The 17957-nt window shown below is 41.8% G+C and carries 20 protein-coding genes; 2 read left to right on the top strand and 18 right to left on the bottom strand.

All coding sequences use genetic code 11. From position 1 onward, the window contains the following. Positions 1-28: 28 nt before the first annotated feature. Together AC3WU2_RS15850 and AC3WU2_RS15845 are read right to left on the bottom strand one after the other, a co-directional pair. Positions 29-325, bottom strand: a complete 297-nt coding sequence (locus tag AC3WU2_RS15850) for a hypothetical protein (RefSeq protein WP_492455751.1) — start codon at positions 323-325, stop codon at positions 29-31. A gap of 419 nt (positions 326-744) precedes the next feature. Continuing rightward, positions 745-1524 carry a helix-turn-helix domain-containing protein gene (locus AC3WU2_RS15845; RefSeq protein WP_492455749.1) on the bottom strand — a complete coding sequence of 260 codons (780 nt, stop codon included), beginning with the start codon at positions 1522-1524 and terminating at the stop codon, positions 745-747. Between the two features lie 202 nt (positions 1525-1726). Here AC3WU2_RS15845 and AC3WU2_RS15840 point away from each other — a divergent pair, with 202 nt between their 5' ends. Then, complete coding sequence (locus tag AC3WU2_RS15840; RefSeq protein ID WP_492455747.1) at positions 1727-3148, top strand: sulfatase family protein; 1422 nt, start codon at positions 1727-1729, stop codon at positions 3146-3148. Positions 3149-3252: 104 nt separating this feature from the next. Here the strand turns inward: AC3WU2_RS15840 and AC3WU2_RS15835 are convergent, their stop codons facing one another. From AC3WU2_RS15835 to AC3WU2_RS15785, 11 genes are all read right to left on the bottom strand, one after another. Further along, positions 3253-3711, bottom strand: coding sequence for a GyrI-like domain-containing protein (locus tag AC3WU2_RS15835; RefSeq protein ID WP_492455745.1), 459 nt, complete (start codon positions 3709-3711; stop codon positions 3253-3255). Between the two features lie 162 nt (positions 3712-3873). Then, positions 3874-4281, bottom strand: a complete 408-nt coding sequence (locus tag AC3WU2_RS15830; RefSeq protein WP_492455742.1) for a GyrI-like domain-containing protein — start codon at positions 4279-4281, stop codon at positions 3874-3876. A gap of 33 nt (positions 4282-4314) precedes the next feature. Continuing rightward, positions 4315-4923: a zinc dependent phospholipase C family protein gene (locus tag AC3WU2_RS15825; RefSeq protein WP_492455740.1), complete on the bottom strand. Its 609-nt coding sequence runs from the start codon at positions 4921-4923 to the stop codon at positions 4315-4317. Positions 4924-5108: 185 nt separating this feature from the next. Continuing rightward, positions 5109-5558: a GNAT family N-acetyltransferase gene (locus AC3WU2_RS15820; RefSeq protein WP_492455738.1), complete on the bottom strand. Its 450-nt coding sequence runs from the start codon at positions 5556-5558 to the stop codon at positions 5109-5111. A 179-nt stretch (positions 5559-5737) separates the two neighbouring features. Next, a complete protein-coding gene (gene mtnN, locus AC3WU2_RS15815; protein WP_492455736.1) occupies positions 5738-6439 on the bottom strand; it encodes a 5'-methylthioadenosine/S-adenosylhomocysteine nucleosidase in 702 nt (233 codons plus the stop codon). Between the two features lie 99 nt (positions 6440-6538). Further along, positions 6539-6868 carry a YobA family protein gene (locus AC3WU2_RS15810; protein ID WP_492455734.1) on the bottom strand — a complete coding sequence of 110 codons (330 nt, stop codon included), beginning with the start codon at positions 6866-6868 and terminating at the stop codon, positions 6539-6541. A 113-nt stretch (positions 6869-6981) separates the two neighbouring features. Then, positions 6982-7458 carry a GyrI-like domain-containing protein gene (locus AC3WU2_RS15805; RefSeq protein WP_492455732.1) on the bottom strand — a complete coding sequence of 159 codons (477 nt, stop codon included), beginning with the start codon at positions 7456-7458 and terminating at the stop codon, positions 6982-6984. A 139-nt stretch (positions 7459-7597) separates the two neighbouring features. Beyond that, positions 7598-7963, bottom strand: a complete 366-nt coding sequence (locus AC3WU2_RS15800; protein ID WP_492455730.1) for a cupin — start codon at positions 7961-7963, stop codon at positions 7598-7600. 294 nt (positions 7964-8257) lie between these two features. Further along, positions 8258-8722: an NUDIX hydrolase gene (locus AC3WU2_RS15795; RefSeq protein ID WP_492455728.1), complete on the bottom strand. Its 465-nt coding sequence runs from the start codon at positions 8720-8722 to the stop codon at positions 8258-8260. A 311-nt stretch (positions 8723-9033) separates the two neighbouring features. Next, positions 9034-9780 (bottom strand): GNAT family N-acetyltransferase, encoded by a 747-nt coding sequence (locus AC3WU2_RS15790; RefSeq protein WP_492455726.1) that lies wholly within the window; start codon positions 9778-9780, stop codon positions 9034-9036. Positions 9781-9887: 107 nt separating this feature from the next. Next, positions 9888-10541, bottom strand: coding sequence for a metallophosphoesterase family protein (locus AC3WU2_RS15785; protein ID WP_492455724.1), 654 nt, complete (start codon positions 10539-10541; stop codon positions 9888-9890). A 28-nt stretch (positions 10542-10569) separates the two neighbouring features. Here AC3WU2_RS15785 and AC3WU2_RS15780 point away from each other — a divergent pair, with 28 nt between their 5' ends. Then, on the top strand, positions 10570-10767 hold the full coding sequence (locus AC3WU2_RS15780) for a hypothetical protein (protein WP_492455722.1): 198 nt from the start codon (positions 10570-10572) through the stop codon (positions 10765-10767). A gap of 178 nt (positions 10768-10945) precedes the next feature. Here AC3WU2_RS15780 and comI read toward each other — a convergent pair whose 3' ends face one another. The 5 genes from comI to AC3WU2_RS15755 form a co-directional block, all read right to left on the bottom strand. Continuing rightward, positions 10946-11041, bottom strand: a complete 96-nt coding sequence (gene comI / locus AC3WU2_RS15775) for a competence inhibitor ComI (protein ID WP_492455720.1) — start codon at positions 11039-11041, stop codon at positions 10946-10948. 325 nt (positions 11042-11366) lie between these two features. After that, on the bottom strand, positions 11367-11906 hold the full coding sequence (locus AC3WU2_RS15770) for a histidine phosphatase family protein (RefSeq protein ID WP_492455718.1): 540 nt from the start codon (positions 11904-11906) through the stop codon (positions 11367-11369). Between the two features lie 1350 nt (positions 11907-13256). After that, positions 13257-14474, bottom strand: coding sequence for a VWA domain-containing protein (locus tag AC3WU2_RS15765; protein WP_492455716.1), 1218 nt, complete (start codon positions 14472-14474; stop codon positions 13257-13259). 2 nt (positions 14475-14476) lie between these two features. Continuing rightward, positions 14477-16813 carry a DUF5682 family protein gene (locus tag AC3WU2_RS15760; RefSeq protein WP_492455714.1) on the bottom strand — a complete coding sequence of 779 codons (2337 nt, stop codon included), beginning with the start codon at positions 16811-16813 and terminating at the stop codon, positions 14477-14479. Continuing rightward, positions 16810-17913 (bottom strand): AAA family ATPase, encoded by a 1104-nt coding sequence (locus AC3WU2_RS15755; RefSeq protein WP_492455712.1) that lies wholly within the window; start codon positions 17911-17913, stop codon positions 16810-16812. The genes AC3WU2_RS15760 and AC3WU2_RS15755 overlap by 4 nt, the downstream gene beginning before the upstream one ends. Positions 17914-17957 lie beyond the last annotated feature (44 nt).

The raw sequence follows: 17957 nt of genomic DNA, 5'->3' as shown, positions 1-17957 counted from the left end.
TCTTCACTTTCTATTCTATATCTCGGGATTAATTACTTTCACCTTTATTGCGCCGAAACAGTGAAATCCCACCGAAACCACTGATAACAGCAATATAAAAACCAGCATCATACCACCAACCCGTGTTATGCATTTCATATAACCTGATATTCTCTTTGAATGCGCCAATGATTAATGAAATAGGAGCGATCCATCCATGCCATATTCCCCAGAAAAATCCCGCATGATTTTCAGCGTTATTCGTCCCATCTCCAGGCACGCAACCCGTTAGAAGAGTCATAAGTAGCAATACTGTTGCCAACATGAAGAAGTGTTTTAATTTCATATCCATCACCTTTCAACGAAGTTATTCTTTACTCAATCAATATATTTAAAGTATGGCTATTTGATTCTCAAAATTCTCAATAAGGACCTCTGAGCAACTCTTAAAATTTGGGGGTTATATCTTATTTCACTTTATTTCTGGGGCCAGCCTCCCCAAAGATGAAGTTTATTTCCGTCAGGATCCAGTACATGGAAAGAAAGGCCGCAACCTCCATTATCCGCTATACTATCAACTTGCTCATTCTCACTAACCAGTTTCTTATATAGATCTTCAAGATAATTTATCTAGAGAGTAAAAAGTCGTTTTTTCTTTCGTCTTTATTAAAAAATCGTCTGACTATCAGTAATTTTCAGTTGAGCTTGATCATGACTTACTGGTCTCAATAAATCCAAGTTCAAATACGTCCTTGTCACCTTCCCTCAACAACCTTTTCTATTCATAATATAAGCCGAAGGGGATTCCTTCATCATTTTTTTGAACACACGATAGAAATGCGACGTATCGTAAAACCCCAAATATTCGGATATTTCGGTGACTGACATGGTTGATTCGAGCAGCAGACTACTTGCTTCCTGGACACGCAGTTGATGTACGTATTCGATTGGCGTCATGCCTATCGCTTTCTTGAACATGGCGATCGTGTAATTCGGTGAACGGCCGATAAGCTTCGCTAGTTCACTAATTTGAATGGATTCTCGATAGTGTGTCTGAAGCTCTAGTTGAATTTTTCGGGCCAAATAAAATTTAATCGGTTCAACGGCGGGGCTTACGGGCTCACGTTTCACAATTCCAAGCAGCTCAATCAAAATACCGAGGCAGATGGACTCATGAAATGGATTTCCCTCCCATTTTTCTTGAAAAAGGCGTGAGAATCGTTTGAGCACATATTCGTAGTTACTTATTTTCATCCGAATAAAATGAATATGCAGTAAATGCTTAGCACCAGCATTAGCATCGTCTATCAAATTAAACAATACGGTATATTTCCTATGCGGCTCTTCTGTATTGCTTCCCGCTCGTACCGTACCTTTCGGTATCACCAATAAATCTCCTGCCTCAACCCGATGCGTTACGCCGTTAATGGTATAGGTCGCCGTTCCTTCCACCATGAGGACAATAACATGGTATGGAATTGCCTCGCTTACTGTATTCCAGCCCGGTATGCAATCATCATAATGTACCGCTAGTAAGGTAAACATAGCAACGGCCCTCTCAATCTAGAATGTTAGTCCCAGCATAGCAATCCTAGGTCCGGCATGCAAACAATAAAACAATCTTTCAAGAATTAAGTGATCAAAATTACAGTTGTTTTGTACATCTGAAAGACATTACGTACATCGTGCTCAGAGCAGCACTTCTATATAATGGAGACAAACATTTATACGGGAGGCTGACGTACATATGAATAATAACACCAAACCGAATATCCTATTTATCATGAGCGACGATCATGCTGCGCACGCCATGAGCTGCTATAGCGGACGCATTAACCAGACGCCAAACATCGATCGGATTGCTAAGGAAGGCATTCGCTTTGACAATTGTTTCTGTACGAATTCGATCTGTGCACCTAGCCGGGCAACGATTCTGACAGGCAAATACAACCACTTGAATGGCGTTCGTACATTGTATGAAGGCTTCGACGGTCGGCAGGATCACGTAGCCAAAATGCTTCAAGGCGGCGACTACGAAACAGGCATGATTGGTAAATGGCATCTCGGCCAAGGCGGCAATTATGACCCGACCGGATTTGATTACTGGAACGTGCTGATTGGCAACTGGGGCCAAGGCGAATACCACCAGCCTACTTTCTCTGAAATGGGTGAGGATCGTGTTTACGACGGTTATGTGACGGACGTCATCACTGATTTATCAATCGATTGGCTGAATCGCAGGGATCAGGAGAAGCCATTTTTCTTGATGTGCCACCATAAAGCGCCACACCGCCCATGGGTACCAAGCGACAAATACGCTACTATGTATGAGGATGTTACGATTCCCGAGCCGGAAACTTTCAATGATGATTATTCAAATCGTGCTACAGCCGCCAAAGAAGCGACGATGCGGGTGGAAAGTGATCTAACGCTCGTTGATGTGAAGGAGGAAACACCCGAACATCTGACGCCAGAGCAAGCAAAAAGCTGGAAATACCAGCGATATATGAAAGACTATTTACGTTGCGTGGCTTCCATTGATGAAAATGTTGGACGATTGCTCGATTATTTGGACGAAATGGGGATTGCGGACAATACAATTGTTATTTACACGTCTGATCAAGGTTTCTTCCTCGGTGACCATGGATGGTATGACAAACGTTTCATGTATGAGGAATCGCTTCGTATGCCGTTTATTGTACGTTATCCGAAAGAAATCAAACCGGGCGAGATTACGGAAAAAATGGCCCTAAACGTGGACTTTGCGCCTACCTTCCTCGATTATGCAGGTTTGCCTATTCCAGACGACATGCAAGGCTATAGCCTTCGGCCAATTCTCAATAGCGAACATCCAGAAGGTTGGCGGACATCGATGTATTATCGTTACTGGATGCATCGCATAGACCATAACGTGTTCTCGCATTATGGGCTGCGAACCTACCGCTATAAGCTTATCTATTATTATGCTGACGGATTGGGAGTGCCTGGTACTTTGGATGAATCAAACCAACCCGAGTGGGAATTGTTCGATTTGCATCAAGATCCATCCGAGCTCAATAACGTGTATGAGCAGCCAGAGTACGCTGAGATCGTCAACACATTGAAGGCTGAACTCCATGCGCTGCAGGAAGAGGTCAAAGATGATCGGTATGTGCTCGATGTTGACTAAAGAGCCACAACTGGACTAAATTATTTTCGTCAAGAATACAGTTATTGAACTAAGCAGCCTTAGTTCGGGATTCAACCGGACTAAGGTTATTCAACTCTCAGAATCTATTTAATCGTGTCATACAAGTCTACTTCAATGTTATTTACTTCCCTTTGTCCCCATTCATCTGAAATTTCCAGATGCCATGATCTTAGCGATCGTTCATGTTTATTTTCTTCAATCCAACGATGTAACTTATCATATGTATTTCTAATTTCATAATTAGGCCCTTTATGACTTTGGACAGCATATTTTTGACTCGGAACTACGATAGAAACCATCCCTTCAGGAACTTGTGTAATGTCATTTACCTCAACACATACCCAGTAACCATCTTCCTCTTCCGTGGAGTCCTCAACGATAAATGCACCAATGAGTCTAACTGGGTTCACAACATGATTAATCTCATTCAGTCTATCTTTAAGTGTAAAAGAAGCTTTTGGGATTTCATTGACATACTGGTCACCAGGACATAACACTCTGAAACCAACTAACTTCATTTCTTTGAGTTCAACGACTTTCACAGGACTCACTCTCTCTTTCGTTGATATTGTTTTTAATGCTTTGCATAACTCTCATATAACGTTGTTGAATTCCCGCCCCATATCACCTCATCCAAGGCCGGCGCTATCTCCAAATCAGAATCATTCTTCAATTGGAATATAAACATCTACATTGTTAGGCCACTATGGGTCTTCAAATTTATAGACTTCTATGGCCATTGCTCTCTTGTTATTGCTGATTTCATTCTCTTGTAAATAATGATGTATTGCTGCATATGGATCATCTTCTGATCTTGTTTTCCCGTATTTATGAGTAGGGATTGAGAATCCTAGCATGCCAGCTGGAACTTCTTTCAGTTCCGTTACTTCCATGCAAATTAGATATGTAAACAATGTCTCTGATGTAAAGCTCAAACAAACGTATTCCGATGGGTTAATAATTTCCGTTATTTCATCTTTCCGATTTAAGAAAACATGCTTCGCTTCTTCAACTCGTCTTGGATCATGGTTTGCAAATGCGGAAGTCACTGCAACTCCAACAAACTTCTTTTCTTGTAATTGTACAACTTCAACTTCGTTATTCATATTCATAGACGATCCGCCTTTCAAAATGTTTCTTGAATATTATGTTAGTATAGGTTGTATATTCAATAGCCCTATTTCAACTGATGTCTCTATGTAACCAATTATCTGATCAAACGTAAAAACATTAAGTTTTTCATGTAAAATTTCGTTTTCGTACTCCATATCTCCTAATACATAAGGAATGAATTCTTCAACCTCTTTGGACTTAACCTCTTGCAAATCAATGATTGTAGGAAGATAACTGAGCTTTTTCCTCAATTCATTTGTAAATCCATAGTATTCTAGTAATTTCCCATTGAGTAATCGGAAATCATTATGGTACGAACGATATAATTCTTTATTAACTTCCATTCTGTTTCTTAACCAAGGAAGATTAAAACCTTTGAGCCATATATCATCAGCTATTAAATGTGTAAAATACCCCAATACATAATGGCTTTCTACTAGCGAGCTATATTTATGTAAAAATCCTTTATAATCAACGTATCTTGAATAATCTCGTACTTCACCTTTAAAGAAATGTGATATATCTTTTGTTGAAACAGCATCTGGAGCAATGCTTCCAATTAAAAACGCTGTTCTATCTTCCATCGACAGACAATCTGCAATTCTATTAGCAATAATCACGTGCATTATTCTTGAACCCATAATTCTTATCACCCTTCAATCGTTTCTTAAGCCGTAGGCGATTGAACGCGACACGGTTAGGTAGTGCATGAGCTTGATTCTGCTTCCTCGAAATCTCTCTGGCGATCCCAGATCCAACGGACGCATCGTGATACATTATTAGACGATGACTGTGCCTTCCCTGAAAGTTCCATCAAACAATTAGTCTATAAAGTCTTCTCAAAAATGTATAAGTCATCTTCTTCTCTAACTTTGGTGTATCCGCACTTTGTATAAAAGTGATGATTCTTGACACACCAGCTAGGAGTATCAAGCCACCATTTGTTGCTATCCGGAAAAATCCTTTCAATTTCATTCATAACTTTCATACCGATACCTTGATTCTGAAAGTTTGGATCAATAAAAATTCTTCCTAGATTATGTACTTGATTGTTTCCTATAAATATCAAAGCCCCCCCAATTATTTCTCCATCAAAGAGTACCTTGAAATATTCACAATTTTGCATCATCTCTTCTTGCCAACTTTTAGAATCGTATCCAAATGGTCCACCGATTTCGTTATTATTGAAATGTTTTGATTCTTCATCAAAGCTGGCCTTTTGTATTTCAGCGAGTTTTTGTGCATCATTTTTTATTGCTAGTTCTAGTTTCAACACTGGATGAACCTCCATTTATTTATGTTCTTGTTTTCCCGAATCATCACCGATTTAATGCCGAAAGGCCCGGAGCGATGAGCTTGATCGGTGCATGATTGTCTGTATGGTAAGCCCCCTTAGCGGGAACAGGGTGTGATCTGATGCCAACGCCCTTATCCAATTTTCTCTCAATGTCATTGTTATCTTCTCAGCCTATAATCTAAAAAATCAATTAATAATTTACATGAGTTTATACAAGCTTTTTGTTTGAATAACTTTTGATCATTAATAGTGTTTGTATTTGCTTTATCTGATACTGATTTAAGACCCATAAAATTAATATTGTTTAGATAACAAACATGAGCAAATGCTGCCAGCTCTTGATCCACTGCAATCGCTAGAAATTCTGTCATCAGCTTGTAGCTTATTTCATTATCACGTATTCGCTGATCGCCCGAAACAAACGTTCCAAAATGTACACACTCTGCAGTATTCTTTGTAAATTCTTTAAACATAGAAATGATCTCTTGTGTTGAATCAATGATACTACTTCTTCCCAAGTAGGCATCCAATGGATCACTAGAGATACCAGCGTCTGTAACGTCATGTTGTATCGTTTTTTCTGCAATAATAATATCTCCACCGCTTACTTCTTCTGATAACCCTCCGCATATTCCAGTCATAAATAATTCTTCTGGAAAATATTTAGTAATCAGTAATTGTGTACAGCTAGCTGTCTTGACCTTTCCGACTCCAGCTACTACTGAAATAATATGTAAATTGGCTAACTGATGAGTATAAAAAGTCCATGCAGCAACTGTTTCAGTTTTAATTGGTTTATATTGCTTTAACAAATATTGAAGTTCTGGCTCCCAAGCCGCGATAATACCAATTTTCTTCATTTATTACTCCTATTCTAGGTTTTTACTACCGAACCGACTAAAATAAGGGGCCTGGTTCCTACTAATATCGCAGTTCACGAATATAATTACTCAAAGTAATCACCTCGATTCCTCAATAATTTCCACTTTCTTTGCTCCGCCCTGAGCTGGATATGAATTATCGACACCACCTTGATACCAGACCTCCAAGAGTTGACCAACTTTATATTTATTTATGTCACCAATAATAAGCCATACTGCGTTTGGTGCTTTATCCTTTAATAATTGTGTTTTTGTTTCTGTTTCTAATTCATTTATTGACACATTCGAGACCACAAGGACACGTGATTCCTTAATGTCTATAATTCTCCCTTGAAAATCAGGTGGTTTTGAATGACTACATCCAGCGATCAATCCGATCAAAAACGTAAAAGAGATAATTCTTTTCATTTAAAATCCTCCAGATAAAAAGGAAATATATGAATTCAGGTTCTCATTGCCGACCCGCACCGTCAATGCAATGTTTATATGATGTAGCCACCTTATTCGAATCACTCGCAATATCACTTAATAGGGACATATACTTGAATTGATTCCCACAATTCATCACCTGGGAATTCGAGAATATAGCAATGACTTTCACTGTTCTGTAATTCATTTCTCTCGATTAAGAAGTTATTGAGTCCACTGTATACATCTTTGATAGAATCATCTTTTCCCTTATGAATCACCATGTAACGTTGTTCAGGAATTGTTATTTGTTGTAATCTCCCTCGGTAGTTTCCTTGCACAATTGTCCCTTCAGTCTCTATACATACAAAATAGATTAGTTCTTCATTCTCTACTTCCACAGGACATGGTTGAAAAACCCCGAACCAAGGTTTTCCATTCCATGTTTTTACGTCTTTTACGTGTTCCATTAATTCTTTTACTGCATTTCCGACTTTATCACCCATATTAGTGAGGCCTTTGCAAGGAATGCCTAGAATATTCAATTTCTTGAGATTTACAATCTCAGTAGTGATGGTCAAGTGAATCATCTCCTTAATTCTTAAGACTTCTTGGTTTTGCGGTTATTTCATATAACGATTTTCTATTCCCGAATCCGAAAGACTTAAGGTCCTCGCGTTCAATCCAAGCGAAGCGACTCGAAGGATCCGACCGCAACGCTATTTCGAATCAACTCTCCATCCATTCTACTTCATTCATTAGTGGTTTAAGATTCTCACCTTCAATTACGATTATTGTCATTCCTAGTTCTGATCCCGATTCATGTATCTCTCCAGGCTCCCAATATGCCGCGTTACCAGATCGAATATCATATCTTATCCCTTCCTTACCCATTACCCACCCTTGCCCATTTAGGACTAAAAAGAGTTGGTCTACTGTAGCTTTATGCGATCCTATAATCCCGTCAGTCCCTATAAAAACACATCCAATATGTACTGGTTTCTCCTGTTGAATTAGTCTTGTGAAAACAGACTCTTTGCTATTGAAATTCGTAATTTCTCTTCCTGTTTCTTTTTGAAAATTATATATTCTCAATAAAAACAACTCCTTTAGATATAAAGAAATTTAGCATCAATTGAACTTATACGTTCTCCGATGCACTACAAGCAAAGTGATATAGCGTTTGTGTGCCTGAAACCGAGTGGCTTAAAGGAGCTGAGCGACTGGGTGGCTACACCACTAGGCCATCTAGGGTTGTTCGCTGACTCAGCTAATATGCTTTCGCGCACCAAAGGCCGCACGGCCCACCGCGTAGATACGGTTTAGATGAAGTCAGCTGCTTCTTCTAGTTATCTAAGTCCCTCTTTCACGATACTTATTAATTCTTATTTATGGTCTGGATGGCAAGCTAATTTCTTGTATATCATCTATCCACTCGGGGTAATATTCCCGTTCTTTACATTCTTCAATTAGCCTTTCGATGTACTCTTTGTCAATACTAGTAAATAAATGTCTATCCTCAAATAATATCCAAATCAGATCCTTAAGATTTCGCTCCTCTAATGCTAGGTGCTCTTCCTCTGGATCTGTTCCTAACCTACAACTCTGATTCCCAATATGAATTAAGAACGTATGATGATTCTCAGCTATTTCACGATTAAACTTATAGATAATTCGACCATCAATATGTGCTTCTTCCCGTAGTTCTCTTAACACTGCTTCCTCTGGAGTTTCACCTTGTTCTATTCCACCACCAATAAAGGAATGACGTAATTCATTGTCGCTGGACACGATTCCATATGCAAATAACATTGCTCTATCTCTAATAATAATTGCCTGAGCGCGTTGCCGCATTCTTATCATCCTTTATGAGTTTTAATGGATTTATTAGCAGATTCACTATTGACGAACCCCTTTAGGGCTATCCGCTGAATCCTTTTTTTTGTATCATGCCTATGTTACTTACATCAACTTTCATCTTTATTTAAAACTCTACATAGACCGGTGCTCCCTCTGTCTTTATACTCTTTTCATTTCTTTCTCTGAAGTTTATAAAGGTGACCATCATTATTGCTTCTTCGAATGGAAAAAAGCCAGTTTCTATAGGAAATGTTTTAGTTTAAACAAATCCTGAAAAGACATTTTACTTACGTGCACACATATTTTTAAGATAAAGTTTCAAAATCCTTAAAATCAACTCGCCAATCAGTCACGAACGCCGGATAATACCCTACCCGGTAAGCTACTCTTTGAGAGGCAATATTGCTTGAGATAACATCATAAGTTGGTACACAACCACGTTTTAATATTTCAGAAGTTAATCTGTTTACAAGATAAGTTGCCAATCCCAATTGACGGTATTCAGGTAATACATCTATACCAATTTGCCACATCTTTGTACATACATTACATGCCCCTGCCATACCAACAATTTTACTATTTTTCTTGGCAAGTACGACCAATACAGTATGATAGGGATGATTCATGTCAGATATAATTGAATTATCAAATCCATTAAGCCCCATTAACATGGGAACCTCATCCTTCTCAACTACTTCATATGAAAAATCGGCTGGTGGTGATATCGGCTTTATTTTTTCTAAATCAGGAAGGAAATGTAGGTATAGTCCTCTGATGAATGGTAAGGAAAATATCGAATCCCTGTCTTTTCCTTGCATATGCGTTTTGGCAATAGACAGTCGTTCCGGCGTAGCCGATACCACAATTGATTTGCCCATAGACAAAATTTCAAAATATCGCTCTTTTCGCGGATACGGCCTGCGTCCGGGATTTTCTTTTGCATCTACAAAAATAATACTGTCTTTTTCTCTGTTTAAGTCGTCAATTGTACAGTTTAGGTCAATTGCAAGCTGTGATTGTACGATGTGTATCATTTCTTTTTGTGTCATCATCGTTATACGCCCTTTCTCAGATACGGAATCCTCAAAAATTCATCTTTTAATTTACTCATCAAAATTTGAAATAGTCTATGAATCTACTATGAACTTAGAATATCTTTTCAATCGGTTACATCAACAGATAGCGTTGGTACCAATATTATTTCATCTATTTTACCTTCATCATGTATTTTTACGGCTGTAAGCGCTTTAGGCAGATATGCCCCTGTATCTATATTCAAAGTTTTGCTTACACTATCAAATTCTGCCTTACCTGATTTACAAGGCGTATGCCCGATAATCTGCAGTTTACCAATATTCTTTAGTTGTCCCCTATTCCACAAGACGCTTTCTGGATGAGATTCTTCAAATGGGTTTTCTGCTGCCAAAGAAATACCTGCATGACTAATAAAGGCATGATCCGTTTCAAAGTACAGAGGTAGCGATTTCAACCAAGAAATATAGTGAACTAGATCTAATGATTTTCTTTTAAATTGATCTAATGTCTCTTGTCCACATTGTTTTAACCAATTCTCATTTCCTTCTTCTAAATGAACAATAACTTCAAACTCATGATTTCCTTTAAGAAAATATACCTTATCGGGATTCTTTTGTAATTCAATCGCATATAAAATTGTCTCAGGAGAGAACTTCCCTCTATCCATTAAATCACCTAGTTGCACTAAGATCTGTTTACCACTATTCCAATGCTCATTAATTAATTTAGTAAAAGTATGATAACAACCATGTACATCACCAACTACGAATAGCTCCATGTATAACCTCCATAAAAAGTCTTGCGGTATGTATAGCGTTGTTATGTTCCCGAAACCGAAGGGCTTGAGGCAGCTTGCTGCCGTGTGGCTCTGCTACTTAGCTTTGCAGGGTTGTCTGCCTGCATCTACTTCACCGAATTGCCTCGAGCAGATCAAGGAGCGTAAGCCCCGCAGTGGGAAAACGGTGCTAGCTGATGCGGATGCATTTCTTGATTTACTTTCTTAAGTCATTTATATTTCTTTACAATATTGTTTTGATACATGTTTTTACATGTGTTATTATATAGTTAATAAAGACCAAGTGCTGTGAACACTTGGTCAGTACAATTGGCTTGGATGGTTTATTCCCTTCTAGGTCACAAAGGATCAAAACCCACCTTCGGCTATCAATCTTAGGGTGGGTTTTACTTTTTCTTGTTGTTATTATTGATGTAAGTTAAAAGAGCAAGAATAAATGATCCAAATAGGAACATAAGCGTTAATGCATCTTTCACTTCCATGGCTTCACCTCCTTTCGAAGGGAAACCATGCCCACCCAAGATTCAATTGTAGTTATATTTTACCTTTATTTACATCTACGTACAAGTGTTCTTACATTTCTTTTTATTGGTCTTATAGTTTATACTGCATCCCTTTCACATAACGTTGTTATGTTCCCGAACCCTACACCGCCCTAAGCGCCGGGTCCGACGGACTTGGGCGGTGTAGGGTTGTCTGCCTGAATCTCTTCCCCGAAATGCCTCAGGCAGACCAAGGGGCGTAAGCCCCGCAGTGGGAAAACGATGTTATATGAAGTGTGGCGCTTCTTCAAGTTAACTTTCAAAATCATCGTCTTTCATATGTATAGAGTCTTCCGTTTCTGGGTTTTATAAAGCCCTTCCCCTTATAACCTCTTCGAATTAATTCTTTACTTAGAGATTTCATAAAAGCCCCATGGCTTACTACTAATATATTGGTTTCTTCATATGTCTCTAGCCTATTAATGACATACCTTGCTCTTAATAATGTTTCATCTCTACTTTCCTCCTGTGACTTATGTGAGAAGTACCAAGCCACCCGCCCCATAAATAACCAAATACTATAATGTAATTTGATTCTTGATTGAATAACCGACCGAATTCCTATTTCTCTTAGTTGATTGGTTCTAATTATATTGCCTTGGTACATAAATTCAGCTGTTTTAATAGCTCTTGATAAATCACTTGAAAGACATACATCCCAATTCAGGTCATTACTAATATGTTTCGCTGGCGTAATATCAGATTTATTATATTGGTCTACCCATTGATTGAATTGTTCAGATGTCATCCATTTAGAATCAGGTCTATATGTAACTTTAAAATGTCTTACTAATCCAATTTTCATAAGCCTCCTAATTTTTTTGTATTGGTTTCGCCACATTTCGCATAACGTTTTGTGTTCCTGAACCCGAGAGGTTTAAAGGAGCGTAGCGACTAGGTGGCTCCGCCTCTTTGCCTCGTAGGGTTGTCTGCCTGATTTCACTTCTTCGAAAATCCTCGGGCAGACTAAGGAGTTAAAGCGACGCAGTAGGATAACAGTGTTATATGATGCCAGTGCCTTATCTATTCCTTTAGTTCTAAATTCCTCTAGTTGCGATCTAACATCTGTATAGCAGAATACATCAAAATATAATACTCCATCAACCGATGAGATGGTTTCACATCATCAGGATTCTTTGCTGGATGGAGTATAAATGTAACAGAATCTCTATTCATATGTACATGTTGTACGTCCGGACCTCGACTAGTTCATAACTAAATCCAAGTCTCTTATAAAACTCAATTGATTTTTCGATATCTCTTACAAGTAAGACCATTGTAGGTCCAGATATTTTTACTCTTGCCATCTTGAACTCGCCTCTAAAATATTTATTATAGTTTGTTACACTGATTTCCCGATCCACAGAGGCTTAAGGTAGCACCAGCGACGGGTGGCTCTTCTACTAGCCTCACAGGGTTGTCTGCCTGAATTCACTTCCTTGAATTAAGCCCCGAAGCGGGAACACAGTGTTATCTGATGCCAAGGCCTTCATCGAATTTTCTCTCAAAGTCATGTTGTTATCTTCTCTGCCTATAATCTAAAAAATCAATTAATAGTTTAAATTAATCCAATTTCATTCCCTACCGGGTCAACTAAATAAGCAAGATAAAAATTATCAAATTCCATCTTACCTCTTACAACTTGCGCTCCCAGTTCTAATGATTTATTTATTGCATCATCGATGCTCTCAACTTCCCTAAAACAGACGAATAAAAACTTGCAGCACGTTCCGGATCTTGACTACTTAATTCAAATAATACAACTCGACCCATATTATTCGCCCCCCATAATTGGGATTTACACCCATTAATATAATACCGAATACTTGTTCTTATGTAAATAATTTTGATATTTTATGTTTTCCGCCGATTTCTTATAACATTCTTGTATCCACGAGCCCGAATGCTAGCGTTCTACTAAACTCGTCAAATGGGGGACATGACAAAATGTCATATGAGAAAACCTCTATCGAAGCCTTTCGAAGATGAGCGACTGCGATTAGATGTAGGTTTTATCGCCAATCAGAAAGTCGTTTTTGCATGCCAAAAACTTATACTTTCATTTCATATGTGGTAGGCAGGTGAGAAAAGACGTGCTTGAGCGAATAGGAAGTTGCTCAAACACGACTTCGTCCTTAGAACAATATAAAAATTCTCACCCCTGCTTCGTTCCCACCCGCTTCGCAAGTTCGACTAAATCAAAGCCTTTCAACGCACCTTCGACGAGTTCAGGCAGTAATGCAGGTGTACAAGCAAAGCAAGGCGTTCCATCCCGAGCGAGCTGCTTCGCAACATGTTCATCATAGAAAGGCTGACCTTGATCCGACAATGCGAGTAAGCACATCGTCCGTACACCCGCTTCACGCAGTTCACGCATGCGTCGAATTAGTGCGGATTGATTGCCGCCTTCATACAAATCCGAAATGATGATAAACAAGGTCTTCTTCGGCTCTTCCACAAATTGCTCGCAATAGGCTACAGATTTGTTAATATCCGTTCCACCGCCCAATTGAATGCCGAACAGCATCTCCACTGGGTCATTCGCGCATTGCTCTGTTAAATCTACCACTTCTGTATCGAATACGACAACGCGCGTTCTGAGCGCAGGAATGCTTGCGAATATCGAGCCGATCACCGAAGCCCATATGACCGAATCAGCCATCGATCCGCTCTGATCAATATCCAGAATAACCGTCCATTCCTGACTGCGCTGGGCCCGATCGAAAAAGTAGAACTTCTCCGGTATGATCTGACGGCTCTCCCGATCATAGTGCTTCAAATTTCGCTGAATCGTACGTTTCCAGTCGATGCCGCTCACGGAAGGAAGCGGGGAATGCTGACGACGATTAAGAGCTCCCGTTACCGCACGTCGGATGTCCTGTTCGAGACGTTTGACGAGTTCTTCTACAACAGAGGATACCAACATTCGTGCCGTGTCCTTCGTCTTCTCCGGAATTTTACCCTTCAGCGATAACAGCGTGCCAACCAATTGGATATCTGGCTTCACATGAGCAAGGACTTCCGGCTCGAATAAGAGTTGCTTCCATCCCTTTCTTTCCATAGCATCGTTCTGAATGATCGAGACCACGTCCTCAGGGAAACATTGTCTGACATCACCGAGCCATTTGGATAGACGTGGTGCGGACTTGCCGAGGCCTGCATTCCTCCCGGTTGAAGACCGAGCGTTATGTTGGCCTGCCTCTTCTTCACCGGTATCATCATAGATTGCCGCCAAGGCTTCATCCATAATACTCTCTTCTTCCGATAACGCAATACTCCCGCCTGCACAACAGCCTGCAAGCTGCTTTTCTGCAGAAGCGCCTAATATCATTCTCCATCTCGATACCGTCTGTGAATCTACATAGTTATCCATGGTCAAAAATCCTCAAAATCAAAATCATTTAGCTCGTCAATCATCTTTACTTCGTCCTCCTTCAATTCCCCCGTCAAGATCTCAGCTGCTTGATCTGCATGAACTCCCCACAATTCGCCTAATAATTCGGCAATCATCGTCTTCTCCCGCGGAGCGAACGAACTAAAAGCACGCCGCAGGAAAACCAGCGCACGAGCAAATTCATCATCACTCAGCGAGACAATGTACGCATTCAACTGCTCCCATAAGCTCTGCCGAGATAGAAGGGCATACCGATTGCGCTGCGACAACCCTTCAAACCATCCTGCACCGAGATCTGCTGGAATGCCGGGAGAGAGCCTTCTAGATACCTCTTCAGCACATTGCTGAGCGGTGATGGCTTGGCGTTCCATCAAGATAGCGCAAGCAAAACCGGAGAGACGCGGATTCCGATCATCCCGTTCTGATAAATGCAGCAATTCTTGAAGCCATAGGGATTCATCCACCTGTTCGCTATGCTCCAAGGAAATTCGGTTCAGCTCATTCATCGCCGACATCATGTCGGTTGCCGCCTCGTCATTACATTTCGCTGCATCCAGGAGGAACAGGCACGCCCGCATAAATAACTGTTCCAGAAGCGGCAGCAGCCGTGCGGTATCCATGCGACGTAAGCCACCGTAACCGATAATCATGGACAGCTCCTTCGCCGCTGCAGCGATCTGGATCACATCACGGCTATCTGCAGCAAGTCGCTGCAGTGTCTGCCGCGCGGTTTCCATCTGCTCAAGCATACGGCAATCGCATGCCGTACGGATCAGCCAAGATGCTTCCGCGATGGTACTGCAACTATCCAACTTCTGCTGCAGCACATACGCAGAGGCTACTTCAATCGTCTCCCCAAGAAGCGTCGATTCCACCACCTGAATTTCGACCTCAGGAGACCATTGAATGACCCAATGCTCAGCCCAAGTTGCATGTTCCTGTCCGCTAGGACGAAGCTTCGCAAAAGAGATGCCAAGCCATGCTAGTCGATGCAATAACGTGGACCGATTCAAATCAAGGAAGGCAGATTCTTCCGATGTAACCCGACGATTCTCACGTAAATCGAGTGATAAATCGGTAGCCACGGTTGTCTTGTACTTCTCGAGCTTCAATTGCTTCAACATGCGGTTCAGATCATCCTGAATCGGAGTCTGGCTGACACCTTCAGCCAATGAGCCGATGGCTGTTCCGACATCAACGCGTGCGAGCGCTTCTGCGATGACAGAGAGATCGCCGCGCCCCAGTAATGTCTGGGCAGCATCTCTCAAATCCCGTAGGGTTGGCGCGCTCCCTCCATGCAGGGCTGCTAGTGCTTCGGCAAGACGAACGGCTTCGATCACTTCAGCGGTTGAACGATGGTTCCCCGTCTCCCGCATCCACCTTGCAATCGATGACAAGTAATAATGCGGCAGCTCCTCGAGCGTATTCGTCCGCATGCGCTCCCACATCATCTCATAATAATGCGGTGCATGATTGCCTGCCCCATAGCCGGACATCGAAGACAGCTTATAATACGAGTAAGGCATAAGTGTCAGCTTCGTCTTACGCGATGGCAGCTGCGTCCATTCTTGATCCGTCATCACATGGGAATCTTGCGCAAGCGCAGCCGCATGATAAGCTCCGCAGACGACAACAATGCGGTTCGGTTCATGGCCTGCGGCAATCGTGTCTTGAATCTGTCTCCACATATAAGCCTCTCGAACCGCGTTATAGGCGTATTCCACCCGTTGATGCTGTCTCTCGTCCTCCTCCGTCAGTTCGCGCATCTGTGTAGAGAAGGCAATAATCGCCTCCTGATAGGCTCCCTTACTCGGATTGAGCTCATAATTACGCTCCCAGTACATATCGTAGTCATGTTCGCCCGCAATCGCGGCGATTCGACTGTAGATGGAAGAATCATCGAAGGAATCGGAACCAGAAGGCTTTCCATCTTCCGTTTCTTCCTCTTCCACGTCCTCTTTTGCTTCCAATCGCAGCTGCTGCATCGCAACCGTAACCGAGGACGGTAGGTCGATAAATACGGCGTGGGCTCCATTCTCAGCTGCCCATTTCATCGCTTGAAACTCTGGGGAGTAGGCAGCAAAAGGCCATAATACCGTTCGAACAGGGATATCCTCCGTAAAGGCGAGAATAGCGACAGGCGGAGTCGTGTTTCGATTCGTTAGATGATGGATCTCCGAGTTCGCATCCGATGGTCCTTCAATGAGTACGGCGGTTGGCTGCACTTCCTGCAGCAGCTCCAGAAGATGCAAGGAGGCGCCGGGTGACAGATGCCGCACACCAAATATATGTACAGCGGCCGTCGCTACGCTATTCACTCGTTCATCTCCTTACAGGCTGTGTACAAACCTCGCCATTCTGCGCCGCGCTTCTTCATCACATTGTCGAGATACTCTTTCCAGACCAGTTTATCTTTCACGTCATCCTTGACGATGGCTCCTTGTAATCCCGCGGCAAGATCTTCATCGGTAATTTCGCCGTTGCCGAAACTTGCTGCTAATGCCATGGAGTTCGTCAGCAGAGATATCGCCTCTGCCGTGGAGATCACGCCCGCAGGAGATTTCAGCTTCTCTTTCTTATCGAGTGTCATCCCGCTGCGCAATTCCCGGAAGATGGTTACCACTTTGATCAATGCCTCATCCGCAGGAACAGCAGCTTGCAGATCATAGGAGGAAGCAATTTCTCGTACCCTTTTCTTCACAATCTCGACTTCGGTGTCCATATCGCTTGGTGTCGGCAGGATCAGAATATTGAAGCGACGCTTCAGGGCCGCCGACATCTCGTTGACGCCCCGATCCCGTGTGTTCGCCGTTGCGATAATCGAGAATCCTTTCCGAGCACTAACTTCCCGGCCCAGTTCCGGAATCGAAATCGTCTTCTCCGATAAAATGGAGATCAGCGCATCCTGCACCTCGGAAGCACATCGTGATATTTCCTCGAATCGGGCAATGCCGCCAGTTTCCATCGCCCGCATCACAGGGCTCTGCACAAGTGCCTCAGGTGTTGGCCCACTCGCCAATAGCATCGCATAGTTCCACGAATATCGAACATGCTCCTCACTGGTACCCGCCGTCCCCTGAACAACAAGGCCGGAATGTCCGTAAATGGCGGCAGTTAGATTTTCGGATAACCAAGATTTTGCCGTACCTGGCTCTCCTATTAACAGGAGCGCACGATCGGTGATCAGTGTCGCGATGGCCATTTCGATCAACCTTTTGTTGCCGATATATTTTGGTGTGATCACCGTTTTACCGACTTTCCCTCCAGTAATGAACGTGAGTACGGATTGCGGCGACATTTGCCAGCCTACGGGAATCTTCCCTTTATCTGCTTTCTTCAACGCAGCTATTTCTTCTTGATATAATTGCTCAGCGGGCAGCCGCATCATATCTTGCAATTGCTCTTGACTCGTAACCATCTTCTCATCTCCTCAAGATCTTCATTCTGTTTATATACCAACGA

The sequence above is a fragment of the Paenibacillus sp. EB106-05-06-XG162 genome, assembly GCF_058791655.1.
The sequence above is the reverse complement of the archived record's forward strand: the minus strand, read 5'-3'. Positions and strand labels throughout refer to the sequence as shown.